At 44.2% G+C, this 13,299-nt stretch carries 13 protein-coding genes; 3 read left to right on the forward strand and 10 right to left on the reverse strand.

Annotated features, from left to right (window positions below; translation table 11 throughout):
- Positions 1–61 precede the first annotated feature (61 nt).
- Complete coding sequence (rlmN, locus tag NSQ66_RS29405) at positions 62–1,132, reverse strand: 23S rRNA (adenine(2503)-C(2))-methyltransferase RlmN (protein ID WP_036682223.1); 1,071 nt, start codon at positions 1,130–1,132, stop codon at positions 62–64.
- Between the two features lie 155 nt (positions 1,133–1,287).
- Between rlmN and NSQ66_RS29410 the strand changes: the two genes are divergently transcribed.
- The gene (locus NSQ66_RS29410) at positions 1,288–2,346 is read left to right on the forward strand and encodes an endonuclease/exonuclease/phosphatase family protein (RefSeq protein ID WP_076140633.1); all 1,059 of its coding nucleotides are present in this window, start codon (positions 1,288–1,290) and stop codon (positions 2,344–2,346) included.
- A 16-nt stretch (positions 2,347–2,362) separates the two neighbouring features.
- Here the strand turns inward: NSQ66_RS29410 and NSQ66_RS29415 are convergent, their stop codons facing one another.
- The 4 genes from NSQ66_RS29415 to NSQ66_RS29430 all read right to left on the reverse strand — a co-directional run bounded on the left by NSQ66_RS29415 (position 2,363) and on the right by NSQ66_RS29430 (position 5,676).
- Positions 2,363–3,616 (reverse strand): polysaccharide deacetylase family protein, encoded by a 1,254-nt coding sequence (locus tag NSQ66_RS29415; RefSeq protein WP_076099743.1) that lies wholly within the window; start codon positions 3,614–3,616, stop codon positions 2,363–2,365.
- A 5-nt stretch (positions 3,617–3,621) separates the two neighbouring features.
- A complete protein-coding gene (locus NSQ66_RS29420) occupies positions 3,622–4,344 on the reverse strand; it encodes a hypothetical protein (protein WP_036682228.1) in 723 nt (240 codons plus the stop codon).
- A gap of 175 nt (positions 4,345–4,519) precedes the next feature.
- Positions 4,520–5,185, reverse strand: coding sequence for a glycosyltransferase (locus NSQ66_RS29425; protein WP_170914151.1), 666 nt, complete (start codon positions 5,183–5,185; stop codon positions 4,520–4,522).
- 134 nt (positions 5,186–5,319) lie between these two features.
- On the reverse strand, positions 5,320–5,676 hold the full coding sequence (locus NSQ66_RS29430) for a nucleotide excision repair endonuclease (RefSeq protein ID WP_036682230.1): 357 nt from the start codon (positions 5,674–5,676) through the stop codon (positions 5,320–5,322).
- Positions 5,677–5,931: 255 nt separating this feature from the next.
- On the opposite strand from NSQ66_RS29430, the gene NSQ66_RS29435 reads away from it, so the two are divergent.
- Positions 5,932–7,422, forward strand: coding sequence for a peptide MFS transporter (locus NSQ66_RS29435; protein ID WP_038573797.1), 1,491 nt, complete (start codon positions 5,932–5,934; stop codon positions 7,420–7,422).
- A gap of 67 nt (positions 7,423–7,489) precedes the next feature.
- Here the strand turns inward: NSQ66_RS29435 and NSQ66_RS29440 are convergent, their stop codons facing one another.
- Together NSQ66_RS29440 and NSQ66_RS29445 are read right to left on the reverse strand one after the other, a co-directional pair.
- The gene (locus NSQ66_RS29440; RefSeq protein WP_038573800.1) at positions 7,490–8,905 is read right to left on the reverse strand and encodes a hypothetical protein; all 1,416 of its coding nucleotides are present in this window, start codon (positions 8,903–8,905) and stop codon (positions 7,490–7,492) included.
- Positions 8,906–9,068: 163 nt separating this feature from the next.
- A complete protein-coding gene (locus NSQ66_RS29445; RefSeq protein WP_038573803.1) occupies positions 9,069–9,821 on the reverse strand; it encodes an SDR family NAD(P)-dependent oxidoreductase in 753 nt (250 codons plus the stop codon).
- Positions 9,822–10,008: 187 nt separating this feature from the next.
- Here NSQ66_RS29445 and NSQ66_RS29450 point away from each other — a divergent pair, with 187 nt between their 5' ends.
- On the forward strand, positions 10,009–10,650 hold the full coding sequence (locus NSQ66_RS29450; protein WP_036682238.1) for a helix-turn-helix domain-containing protein: 642 nt from the start codon (positions 10,009–10,011) through the stop codon (positions 10,648–10,650).
- A 121-nt stretch (positions 10,651–10,771) separates the two neighbouring features.
- Here the strand turns inward: NSQ66_RS29450 and NSQ66_RS29455 are convergent, their stop codons facing one another.
- The 3 genes from NSQ66_RS29455 to NSQ66_RS29465 all read right to left on the reverse strand — a co-directional run bounded on the left by NSQ66_RS29455 (position 10,772) and on the right by NSQ66_RS29465 (position 13,213).
- Positions 10,772–11,893 carry a nitric oxide synthase oxygenase gene (locus tag NSQ66_RS29455; protein WP_076140631.1) on the reverse strand — a complete coding sequence of 374 codons (1,122 nt, stop codon included), beginning with the start codon at positions 11,891–11,893 and terminating at the stop codon, positions 10,772–10,774.
- 139 nt (positions 11,894–12,032) lie between these two features.
- Positions 12,033–12,311: a hypothetical protein gene (locus tag NSQ66_RS29460; protein WP_076140629.1), complete on the reverse strand. Its 279-nt coding sequence runs from the start codon at positions 12,309–12,311 to the stop codon at positions 12,033–12,035.
- Between the two features lie 80 nt (positions 12,312–12,391).
- Complete coding sequence (locus NSQ66_RS29465; RefSeq protein ID WP_036682244.1) at positions 12,392–13,213, reverse strand: methyl-accepting chemotaxis protein; 822 nt, start codon at positions 13,211–13,213, stop codon at positions 12,392–12,394.
- Between the last annotated feature and the right edge of the window lie 86 nt (positions 13,214–13,299).

Consider the following 13,299-nt stretch of genomic DNA (forward strand, 5'->3'; position numbering starts at 1 on the left):
TCCTAATACCTGCCACGTCATTGTATCACAAAAAGTAACATATTGTTGTCGAGGTAGTCCATCAAGCCATGGCTTTGGATTTCTTGATTTGTTTGCTTCGCAGCTGTCCGCAGGCAGCATCAATATCCACACCATGCTCCAGACGAGTGCTTACGCTGACACCCTGCTTCTTCAAGGTATCAAAAAAGGCCCGCACCGTCTCCCGCTCGCTTCTTTGATATTGGCTGTGTTCATCCACCGGGTTATAAGGAATCAAATTCACATTGACGAGCGGGCGTCGATCGCCAATCAGCTCGGCCAGTTCAAGCGCATGCTCTCTGCCGTCGTTTACATCCTTCATCAGAATGTATTCCAGCGTAATTCTCCGCTTGGTTTTCTCCAAATAATAATCTATAGACTCCATTAGCTTCTCTATTGGAATGGCCTTGTTAATCTTCATGATCTGCGTCCGCAGTTCATTATTAGGGGCATGCAAAGAAACCGCCAGGTTCACCTGCGTATTCGCATCCGCAAATTCAACGATTTTGTTAGCCAATCCGCTCGTTGATACGGTAATCCCTCTACCCGCAATTGCTAGTCCCTTGTGATCTTTGACAATCGCCAGGAAATCGAGAAGGTTCTTGAAGTTATCGAATGGCTCGCCAATGCCCATCACTACGACGTGACTGACCTTTTGATCCAGGTTCGCCGCATCCAGATGCTGCTGGACCTTCATAATCTGCTCCACAATCTCTCCGCTGGAGAGATCCCGGCTCTTCGCCAATAGCCCACTTGCACAGAAGCTGCAGCCGATATTGCAGCCCACTTGCGTGGTTACACATACAGACAAGCCGTATTTCTGTCTCATAAGCACTGTCTCGATCAGGTTGCCATCCTTTAGGCGGAACAGGAACTTAATCGTTCCATCCGCAGATTCCTGCTTCACATGTTCTTCCAAGGTATGAATGACAAAATTCTGCTCTAATAATTCTACACAATCTTTATTTACATCGAGCATTTCCGAAAAGTCTGTAATCCGCTTCCGATAAAGCCAATCCCAGACCTGCGTAGCCCGAAACTTTTTATGTCCACGTTCTAACAGCCATGCCGCCAGTTGATCAAAAGTTAATCCATAAATGGATTCTATGTTCATTCGTTATCCTCTTTTCAAAACGTTAAAGTTCAGACCATCACTACTCATTGTCTCAAATTTTTTTTATTAAAACAAGGGGAGTTATTGGGTTGTGTCGAAGTTTACACCATTAAAGTCTGTTCTATGAACATGTATCTAAGGAGCGATGGAATCATATGGGTTCAACAAGAATAAAAGCAATCAGCCTCACTCTTCTAGCTGCCGTTCTAATCCTTGGCGGTTTTTTAGTGTATATTACTCTCACTGACTATAAACCACAGGAGATTACTACCCTTACTGTAAACAATAATCCGCAGCAAGTACTGAAGCAGGGAGAGTCCTTCTCGGTAACCACCTTTAATATTGGCTACGCCGGGTTGGATAAAGGCCAAGATTTCTTTATGGATGGCGGAACAAAGTCACGCTCAAGCAGTAGGGAACAAACGAAGACAAACCTTGAGGCCGTAGCGTCCCTTATGACAACTACAGACTCGGACCTGTTCATGTTGCAGGAGGTCGACGTCGATTCTTCCCGTAGCAACGGTATAGATGAAGTCTCTTTCTTGTCGAATAAGTTCGCTGATTACAGCAATGTTTTCGCGACCAACTACAAGGTACCTTGGGTACCGCTTCCAGTTCTTGATCCGATGGGCTCGGTGAACAGCGGTTTATTAACTTTATCCCGTTTTAACAGCACAAGTAATATTAGATATGATCTCCCGGGCAAAGAAACCTGGCCTCGCCAACAATTTGATCTCGACCGTGCTTTTGTGGAGAGCAGATTCCCCGTTGATAATGGAAAAGAACTGATTCTAGTCAATCTTCATTTATCAGCTTTTGACCAAGGCGGAACGATTCGCAAACAGCAATTGGAGTATTTATCGGCTTATATCAAGAAGGAGAATGACAAAGGGAATTACCTCATCTTAGGGGGAGATTGGAACCATTCCCTTCCGGGTACAGCTCCTGATGCTTTCGAGACAACGCAGGATTGGCCGCAATGGCTGCAAGAATTCCCTGAACATTTTCAACAGGGCTTTCAGTGGGCTGTAGATGCCAAGGTACCCTCCGTCCGGACGCTCGATGTTGCCTATACAGAAGGTGTGAATTTCCGCGCAGTGATTGATGGCTTTCTAGTCTCACCAAACGTCAGCATAAGCGGCGTACAGGGTCATGAGTTATCCTTCGAACACAGTGATCATAACCCTGTAACAGCCACTTTTATTCTGCAATAACATGGATTCTCTGATTCTATTTAAACACAACAAATTTCAGGTTTTTCTCTTGAAAATACTTAATGATAGCAGGCAAAGCTTCTACAGTAATCTTCTTTTCGTGAAATAGATAGACTCCGCCGGACGGATCGGCATGATGAACATATTGAAGAATATCCTCTGGGTTCTTGACGTTCCAATCCTCGGGATCACGATTCCACAATAATACCTTCATCTGCTGTTCCGTCACCTTGGCGGTTAACTTGTCATTGATCGCCCCATATGGCGGCCGAAAAATAGTAATCGGCGATTGTGTAATTTGCTCCAGCGCCTGATTAGTCTTCGCCAAGTTATTCCGGTTCTCCTCAACGCTATTAGCAGTCATTTTGCTATGATCCCACGAATGACTCCCAACCGACATCTTATGCTCATCAGCATACCTAACGGCTTCCGCATTATGAGCTACTTTATTCCCAATGAATAAAAAGGTGGCAGCCACCTTATGTTCTACTAGAATATCTACGATCTCTTTCGTATACTTTGACGGTCCATCATCAAATGACAAGGCAACGTAACCCTTTGGCAAGCTATACAAAAATTCATTCTCGGGTAATTCATACTTTTCGTACGGCAATGTCTGTTCCTGAGGAGGGGCCGAAGGTTCTGGTGTAGGCTCGGCTTGCTGGTTATGAACCGATATCGTCTGCGCAAGGGTAACGAACGGCACCGAAAGTAATGGCTCAGAGTCGGCCCCTAATACGGGTTCCTCCAGCGCTTCAGCACTATCTACGAGTTGTCCATCCATTCGCAGAGGTAACACAAATATCAAACAAGCGAACATGAGACACAGCAGTGCAACCAGTCCAATTCGTTTGGTCTTCTTTCTGCTTATCCTATGCCCTGGTTCTGTAGAGGGAAGCATGGTCTGAACTACCCTCTCCTCTTCTGCTTGAGGATAGTCCTGCTGCTTTAATTGAAGAAGTTGGGTTACATAATATTCAGAACAGGCAAAATACAATGTTTCGCTGTATGCTCTGTTCATTATAATCAGTGTGCTGTAGTAACTATTCCGAAAAGGATCCCACTTCGGATACAGCGACAATCTCATTCTCCCTCCGGAAAAGGGACCTAGCGCCTTCAATTGTTCGTATGTAAATTCATCTATGGTGAGCTTGCTTCTTGCGTACCCAACATTACGGGTTAGACCTACCTCAATCTGATAACCGGCCTGTTCATGCTCAAGCGACAGTAACTCAATCATTAGAATGGTGTCCGGTTCCTTAGATGCCATGAATCCTATGTATCTCCGTTTCCATCATTTCGATCCGTCAGACTACTGCCACTCCCAAAAGGAACCGTCATCCGATTGGTGAAATCGCTGATCATACCCGAGAGATACGCCTTTTCTTGGCGAATCGTATCGTACTTCTGTTTTAAATGTGCATTCTCAATCTCAACCCGTCCGATTTTCTCTTCCAGATCATTCATCTTTTTAAGTTTCTCTGCATGGGCTTCGTTATGTTTTTGAATCAGATTTACATATTTTTGCTGCTCCAGCTCAATGGTACTCTTTAATTCCTCGATCTCAGCTGTGAGCGCAGTTTGAAGCTCGCGGTAATCCTCCAGCACTTGATCGACCTTCAAATTTCTCTCAATCAACTTATGCTCAAGCTCGCGGACATTCTTTTCTCTTTCCTCAATGACCTTATTAAGGTTTTTCATATCCCGGTTTAATCGCTCCACATGACTGCTGGAATGGGTCAACCGATCCTGAAGCTCATTAATATTGGTCTCCGCATGTTGTCTGGCCTGAATAATCTGCTCCACGGAGAAGATCAAATCGAGTGATTTTTTATCAAGCTGAGCTTTGCCTGTCGTAACCAATCCAGCTAAAGTCTCGTCCGAGGTCTTTTCTTCTATTTCTTCGACCTGATCATCTAATAACTGTACCTTTTGAACCATATCCGACTTGGATTGCTTATCCACTGAATCTTTCTTTTTAAAAAAGGGGGAAATCATCGATTTTATCACCTCAATTATAAAAAAATGTCAAAAAATGTCGAGTGCCCACGAGTCTATTATAGTTTACTTATCTTGTATGTAAGTGAGCCTTTATATCTAACTTTCTGAAATGCACCTAAAGACCTATTTTCTTCTGCAAAATAAAAAAAGCACCCCTTCGGGTGCTTTGATTTCAATTGAATTTATCGGGAAATTGTTTGATCAATCCCTCGGTTAAGATATCTGCGAACATGATCATATGCTCCAGCCCTTTATCAAATGCGACAATTTCGGCATCCCAATCCTTTTTAACTCTAGCCGTCACGTCATCAGTAATCAATTCCAGATGTTCATGAAGCATTTCCTTTAATTGTTCATAAGAATATTTGGGATTCTGACTACTAAGGAACTTGGCAATGTCATCGGCGTTGGTATACCACTCTTTATTGTATTTTTCCACATCGGCCTGATTTCCAGCCTTCGCAGCATCTAGGACTTTTCCGGCAATAAGAATATGCTCCCGCAATAATTGAGCTACCTTATCTCCAACTGCCTCACCGTAATACGGTTTAAAGGCATCCCCTATGTCCTGCTGATTCTGTAACAGCCTTGCCAGTACCTTCTCCTTATCCTCGGAATCTGCAAAGGCGCTAACAATGTAGTTTTTTGTCCATACCACATGATCGATCCATAACTTCCTAAGATTATCCTTAAGCTCAATTACGGAAGGGGTTAAGCATTGCTTGTGGGAGCTCTTTTTCTCTTTAGCCGCTGCAGCATCAGCAATTGTAGGTGTAACACTTACAACCAGAAACATACACAATAAGGTTAGCTTCAACATCAAATACTTATTTTTCAATATGACCTATCTCCTTGTGAACAGTGATGGATTTGAATATCTTGTATATTGTGCACCTTTACTTCCATTTCATTCGCAACTATTCTCAGAACACAAAAAAGCACCATCACGTGGACGGTGCCTGGGTCTTACTTTTATCTAAACATCACTTTATCTACGTTGTATTTAGATTTCAGTTCATTAATGATATAGGTTTCGTAGATCTCTCTATGAACTGGACTTTCGATCAAACACACATCAATTCTGGTGACCTCGTCCCGATGTTGCTTGATGTCAGATACGGTGTCTTCAAAATGTTTTTTAATTCTTGGTCTTAGCTTTCTCGCTTTACCTACAAACAACAACTCATCCTGATCATTGTAGAACATAAAGATACCGCCGTAATCTCTCGGAATCAGGTGAAAGTCCGTAAATCCGTAAATATTGCTTAACTGCGGGTTAATTTGTTTAGTAATACTAACATCCGCTTTTGGAATCGTTATGTTGATCATTAGCTCACGTCCTCTTTCTATATAGGAGTAAATAGTATCATAAATCGCTAAGTAAGACCATTCAATCTGGCGCAGTCAAATAAATACAATAAAAGCAAGTTCGATTGATCTAATGGAAATATCACTAAAAAATATGGCATTATTCAAAACCTTCCTGCCCAAGGGTTGCGGTCTTAGACAGGAGAGGATTATAAATAAAATAGAGGCGTCTGCATCATGATATATAGATATTTGTCATCTAGGAGGATTTGATTCATGGCAGTAACAGACCGGCAAAAAATAGTAGATAGTGTCCCTCAAAAGGGTTTCTTCGGACATCCTAAGGGACTTTTCACCCTTTTCTTCACAGAATTTTGGGAGCGTTTCTCTTATTATGGCATGCGAGCTATCCTTGTCTACTACATGTATTATGAAGTAAGCCAAGGCGGCCTCGGATTACCTGAAGATATGGCACTTTCTATTATGTCTATCTATGGATCGCTTGTATATATGTCAGGGATCATCGGAGGCTGGCTTGCAGATCGGCTTCTCGGAACTTCGAGGGCTGTTTTCTACGGCGGCGTTTTAATCATGTTCGGGCATATACTACTGGCTATTCCAGGCAATACCACATTATTTTTTGCTTCGATGGTTTTAATCGTACTCGGAACGGGTCTACTGAAACCCAACGTTTCAAGTATTGTCGGCGAAATTTATAGCGAGCAGGATAACCGCCGTGACGCTGCCTTCAGCATTTTTTATATGGGCATCAACCTGGGAGGATTTCTCTCCCCACTAATTGTTGGTGCAGTAGGCATGAATAATTTCCATCTAGGTTTCTCGATTGCCGCAGTCGGAATGTTTATTGGACTAGTCGTTTATATTATGACTCGCACAAAAAATCTGGGTCTGGCCGGTACGATTGTACACAACCCTATTCCTGCAGATCAGAAGAAAAAAATCTTTACTTGGATTGGTGTAGGATTAGTTGTACTTGCGATTTTGATTACGATCGGCATTCTTACCGGAGTGCTTACCTTTGAAACATTAATAAAAATAGTAGGGGTATTAGGCTTACTTATTCCTACGATGTATTTCATTATGATGTACCGCAGTCCCAAAACAACAGCCGTTGAACGGTCAAGAATTCTCGCATACATTCCTTTATTTATCGCATCGATTATGTTCTGGGCGATTCAAGAGCAGACTTCCACAGTTCTAGCTAGTTTCGCTGATAAACGGACCCAATTGGATTTTGCAGGCTTACACATTTCTCCTGCTTGGTTCCAATCGCTTAACCCGCTGTTTATTATCACTCTTGCACCTATATTTGCCTGGTTGTGGTTAAAGCTCGGTAACCGTCAACCCTCGATTCCGCAAAAGTTCTCGCTTGGTTTATTGTTTGCCGGTTTATCCTTCCTGGTGATTCTAGTACCTGCTTATTTCGGTGGAGCTAATTCACTTGTGAATCCATTATGGCTGGTACTCAGCTATTTTATCATCGTAATCGGGGAGTTATGCTTGTCCCCTGTGGGTTTATCAGCAACGACCAAACTGGCACCGGCGGCTTTTACCGCTCAAATGATGAGTATGTGGTTCTTATCGAATGCCGCTGCCCAAGCAATTAATGCTCAGATTGTGAAGTTCTATACCCCGGATACCGAAATGATGTATTTTGGAGTAATTGGCGGAGTGGCCCTTCTCCTTGCGCTTGTCCTCTTCCTATTCTCTTCCAAAATTCAGAATTTCATGAAAGGGATACATTAAACACACCCAAAGGCTGCCCGAGATTCTCTCGGCAGCCTTTTTTTGGTTTCCTATAGTTATCCAACCTCTACACCAGAAACATGGCGACAATCGTCGTGACTACCAGCCCAATCAATACAGGCTTAACATTCCGTCTCGCCAGCTCAAAGGGGCTTACTCCGCAAATAGCGGCGGCCGGAATCAATGCCCACGGAATCAGCGTGCCTCCACCTACCCAAATTGCAGCTACCTGACCCAGCGCAGTTAAAGTCGCCGCATCGGAATGTGTGGCCACCGCAAACAATTTCCCAATGGACCCGGCAAGTGAAATGCCCGAGAACCCTGAACCATCTAGGCCTGTAATGGCTCCGGTTATGGTCGCGGTTACTGCACCCACAGCGCCGTTCAGAGGGACGTTATGAGCTAGAGCGACCCCTAGATCATTTACAATCCCCTGAGATGCGGCGGGCAGCACTTTGCCGAATAATTCAGCAAACGCCGAATCCCCCAGATAGAAAAAAGCGGCAATCGGTATCACAGGACCAAATACTTTGAAGCCAAACGTAAGTCCATCAATCAGATAAGAGGTTACTTGCTCCAATCCTTTATTACGATGTGCCAACAAGGTGACTACAACCAGAATGAATACCGCAGTACCACCAACTAAGGCAGTTGCGTCTCCACCCTGCAAATCGAGCAGGAACATGCCTGCTACATCGGCTAAAAACAGGATGGGAATGGCGATGGCCAGCCATTTTTTCAATGCTGGATGAATCACCGCTGGATCCTCTGCCGTATCATTCTCTGCAGATAACGCACTCCCGGCACTTTTCCCGGCAATAAGCCCGTCTCGCCAAGTTCCCTTCTTCTGATCTCTGCGCATCATCCAATACGCCGTTATCGTAGTCACCACGCCCATAACAATTACAAGCGGAACACTCGCCTCCATGACACTGGTCACTGGAAGTCCTGCCGCATCTGCTGTTAATTTAGGCGCACCTTGAATAATATAATCACCTGAGAGTGCAATCCCGTGGCCAAATAAATTCATTGCCATCGCCGCTCCAAGAGCAGGCAGTCCCACTCGAATGGCAACCGGCAGCAGCACAACCCCGATCAAGGCCACTGCGGGTGAAGGCCAGAAGAACCATGAGGTGACCATCATAATCAGACCGATCCCCCAAAAGGCTATGAACGGTGTGCGCAAAAAGCGGGTAAGTGGAGCAACCATGATCTCGTTAATCCCCGTGCGTGTTAATACCCGGCTCATGGCTACTATGATCGAAATAATCATGATCGTACCCATTAGCTCCTTGGTAGCATATACAAAAGAGTTGAATACACCTGTGACTGAACCACTGACGGTTTCCGTGGCTAACCACCCAAGTACAAAGATGCCCGCAATACAGATCATCGTTGTGTCCCGTCTCTTGATCAGAAGTGCCATTATAAATATGATAAATGCCAGATATACATAATGGAGCGCTGTTAACTGGATGCCCATCTCTGCACCACACCCTTCTCCTACTATCCGAGTGCTATATGGTATGCAGGGGTGTAGGCTAATGTTCGGTAGAAATGGGCCTAAACCAGCAAAAGAAGCCGTCCCGCGCGTAGAGAAAATCTACGTATGGGACGGCTTCTTAGTGTTTCTTAATTAAAGATTATTATTTAGCTACGACTCCGCCATCAACCGGCAGCTCAACACCTGTAATGTAAGAAGCTTCATCAGAAGCCAAGAACAATACAGCTTCAGCTACTTCAGAAGCACGACCAACACGTGGCAGCGCAGTCTGAGACATAAAGAAGCTATGCATTTTTTCGTTATTTACAAATTCAGCACTCATTGGGGTTTCGATAAATCCTGGGTGAACAGAGTTCACACGAATGTTATCTTTACCAAAGTCTACAGCTGCTGCTTTACTTAGCATACGAACTGCACCTTTAGAAGCTGTATAAGCACCAGCACCGCTGCTGCCAGTCAAACCTGCGATGGATGAAATATTAACGATAGAACCACCTTTATTATTCTTCATTTGAGGAACAACATGCTTCATGCCAAGGAATACGCTGCTCACGTTGATGTTCATTACTTTGTTCCATTGATCAACAGTGGATTCGAGCAATTGAACCGGGAATGAGATCCCTGCATTGTTTACCAAAATGTCGATTTTCCCGAACTTGCTAATCACATCTTCTACAACCTTGATCCAGTCTTCTTCGGAAGCCACATTATGTGCATAAGCTGCTGCTTGTCCACCATTTGCTTCAATTTCCTTCACAACTGCTTGTACGGCAGCCTCGTTAATATCAGTTGCCACAACTGTAGCGCCCTCTTTGGACAATAAAAGGGCTTCTTCACGGCCCATGCCACTGCCTGCACCTGTAATAATTGCTACTTTATTAGTTAGACGATTCATAATTAGGTCTCCTCTATAATCGTATTGTGATATAATATTTGAGTGATGATAGTCACACTATCACTGTGATATACATCATATCATTTTTGTAAAAGAACTACAACTACTCCTTGCTTAATCCAATAAACGGTGGATATAATACTAATAATTGAAAATCCCAATCAAAAAATGGAAGGGTCTAGCCCTCATGAATCCTAAAACACGATATGAAAAAGAACGATCCGAAGGTAAGCAGCAACGATTAATTACGATCCTCGAATCCGCAGAACGAGTATTTTCACAAAAAGGAATCGAAAAGTCGACGATGCAAGATGTCGCAAGCGAAGCCAACATCGGGATTGCGACGTTATTTCGCTATTTTCCCAGAAAAGAAAAGCTCATAGTGGCTGTAGCCACCCGAATGCTGGAGCCTATGCTCGATCATTTTAAATACGTAGCGGACTTGCCCCTTACTTGTCTTGAACAAATCGAGAAATTATTTGATTTCTTTATTCAGGATCAAAATCATCTAAGTATTATTTTTATGGTCAATTTCGAAAGCTACGCCTCACACTCAAGTGAGCCTGTTGAGGATGTTCTGAGTTTCAATGCACTCAACCGCAAAATTTGGCATGAATATTCCAGAATCATTCAAAATGGGGTAGAAGACGGTTCTATTCGTGCGGGTCTCCCCGTAAAAGAGACCTTAATTACGCTCATGAATAGCTTTGCCCTCTTTTCCAGAAAACTAACGATGAAAAAAAATATTCTCCTGCTGGAATCGGATCTAGACTCCGACGATCAGCTTGAGCTGCTTAAACAAATTTTTCTGGATCATTTAAAAGCCTAAAAAGCGCCAGTTTCCTTAGGAGGGGAACTTGGCGCTTTTTCTATAGTCAAACAAAAAGAGACATCTCCAAGGAAAATGCCTCTATCCAGATTCAAGTTGCGACCTATACTGCCTTCGTCTGCTAGTGAAATGGGCAGGTTGCCACGGGTGATTGTTGATAAAGAAAACGAGGGCTGAAATCATATTCTTTTAACGTACGATCATGCCAAATCGGTGTAGACGAAGGTGACATAGGCGGAATCAGCCAGGACCAGCGCCCTGAGACTTTGCGCCCCTGCTCGTTCTCCTGTTGCTGGAATCGAACAAATTGATCAGCTGCTGTATGGTGATCCACGATGCTGACACCTGCTTGCTTGAAGGAATGCAGCACTGCGCGATTCAGCTCAAGAAGCGCCCTATCCTTCCAAAGCGTTGTATTGCTGGAGCGATCCAGCCCCATCACATCAGCTATAGCTGGCAAAGTGTTGTATCGTCCGGTATCCCCCAAGTTACGCGAGCCGATTTCAGTCTCCATGTACCAACCGTTAAAAGGAGCAGCCGTGTACAGAATACCGCCAATTTCCAACTGCATGTCCGCGATAATGGGTACAGAATACCAACGAAGCTGAAGCTCAGCAAAACGTTCAATTTCAGGATGTGTTAACGGTACCTCCTGAATTAAGTGATCAGGAATGGGGAAAACGTAGGGATGCCCGTTGCCAATACTGATCACTAACGGCAACACATCATAATCGCCACCCGTTCCTTGCCAACCTAGTTGCTGGCATATTTTTGTGAATTCATCCGATGCCGGATCGCCAGCGCGTTCGTGTTCTCCATCGCCAGGGTACCCGGCATAACGAATCAATTGGTGGTTCCAGATCCGAATCTGCCGATTCGGATCTTCCCCGCTGCGGAAGACCGTGATGAGTGAACGAATACGTCCTCCGTTGTTCGCCTTTTCCAGATGTCGCAGCAACGCTTCAGCAACTTGTTCCTCAGTCTCTGCTTGGCGTCCATCGATCAGCTCAATGGATTGCCAAAAAAGACGCCCAATGCAGCGGCTATTGTGGCGCCAGGCCATTCTTGCACCATGCGCTAATTCTTCCTTTGTATGTGTGTAACTGCCTGATTGGTTAATTTCCTCATGTACGGCTAGGATGCGATGATCCGTCTCGGCTTCAGACTTTTCTAGTTCAGCGTAACATTGTCGAATGAAAACTTCCGCCTGCCGGGTTAATTCTTCGATGTGCTTGCCATCCATATCCCTTATCCCCCATCTAAACCCTTGCTTAAACTCTCAATCCAGTATAACATCCCTCTTCCTATGCCACATCTTTCAGGGAACAGCGCATAAGAACAACCCGTGAAGCTTGAAGCTTCACAGGTCGCGGCAGGACCATTTAGCGCTCTGAACGTTTCCCTTGCTTATTCAATGAGGCAAGTCTGCTCTTATCCTCGGCCAACAGTTCTTCAGCCAACTCCACACCTTGAGGACCTAGCCAGTCCTGAGCTTGCTGAATCGCCTGCTCAGTATGTGCCAGGCGGTTCTCAGCCTGTGCCAAAGTCTGTTCTGTTGGATGACTAAGTGCCTGAGAGACAGAGAAATGAAGCTTGCCCAAAGAATTTTTGGCTTGAGTTACATTGTCATTCGCTTGCAGACTGGAATCGGGTTGTTTCATAAATGAAATACGCTCCCTTCTGAAATGCGCCTGTTCTCTTCTAGCATGGTTTGGGTGAAGTAATCTTATGCATTCACTATCTACTGGATAATGGATTGCATAAAGGACGTCATTTCATTACTCGCTTTATTCAGGCGCTCAATGACACCGCTGAATTCAGTGACCAATTCTGCTTGTGAGTGTGAAGAAGCAGAGATCGCTTCAATTTCTTGCTCCATTTGCTTAATGGACTTTTGAACATCACTCAGTGATTTTTCAATATTATGGGTTGCTTCTTTAGTGTTAACGGATAGTTTGCGTACTTCCGTAGCAACCACCCCAAAACCTGCCCCTTGCTCTCCTACACGCGCGGCTTCGATTGCCGCATTCAGCCCAAGCAGGTTCGTCTGCTCAGAAATCTCACGAATGAAGCCGGCAACCTTATTCACTTCTTGTGATTCCGTTACGGCTCTACGCGTATTATCTAATATTTGCTGCGAAGTAGCTGATAATTCCTGAGATTGGGCAGCTACGCTCTGCACCATCTCCATTAGATGACTGCTTATCTCATTAATCTCATCTGTGAATCCTTCAAGCTTATTCTCGTTCTCTAGTGTATAGGCAATGGCAAAAACCCCGATTACATCATCATCCGTTCCGTAGATAGGTACACATGTTGAGATTACAGGAGCTCCATAAATTTCTGCTGGGATTCGGTTAGAGCTTGCTATACCTTTCAGTCCATTTGAAAGCGACAGATCTTCAGGAGGGATAGGGTTACCCTTAACCAATCCGAGATCAATAACTTTACTTGGTGCGTAATAATGGAAGATCTCCCTGTCCGTGATTCCAATCATAATATCCTGCGAGTGAATCTTTTTGAAATAAGGTGCTGCGAGGACTAAGGCATCGATAATACTCATCTCTTCATCTCCCATATAAAAAAATGTATATGTAGTTTTATCGTCACAATGGGTTATTAAATGAATATTGTCATAGTAGAGTAACA

Source organism: Paenibacillus sp. FSL H3-0329 (genome assembly GCF_037963285.1).
Taxonomy (GTDB): Bacteria; Bacillota; Bacilli; order Paenibacillales; family Paenibacillaceae; genus Paenibacillus_AQ; species Paenibacillus_AQ odorifer.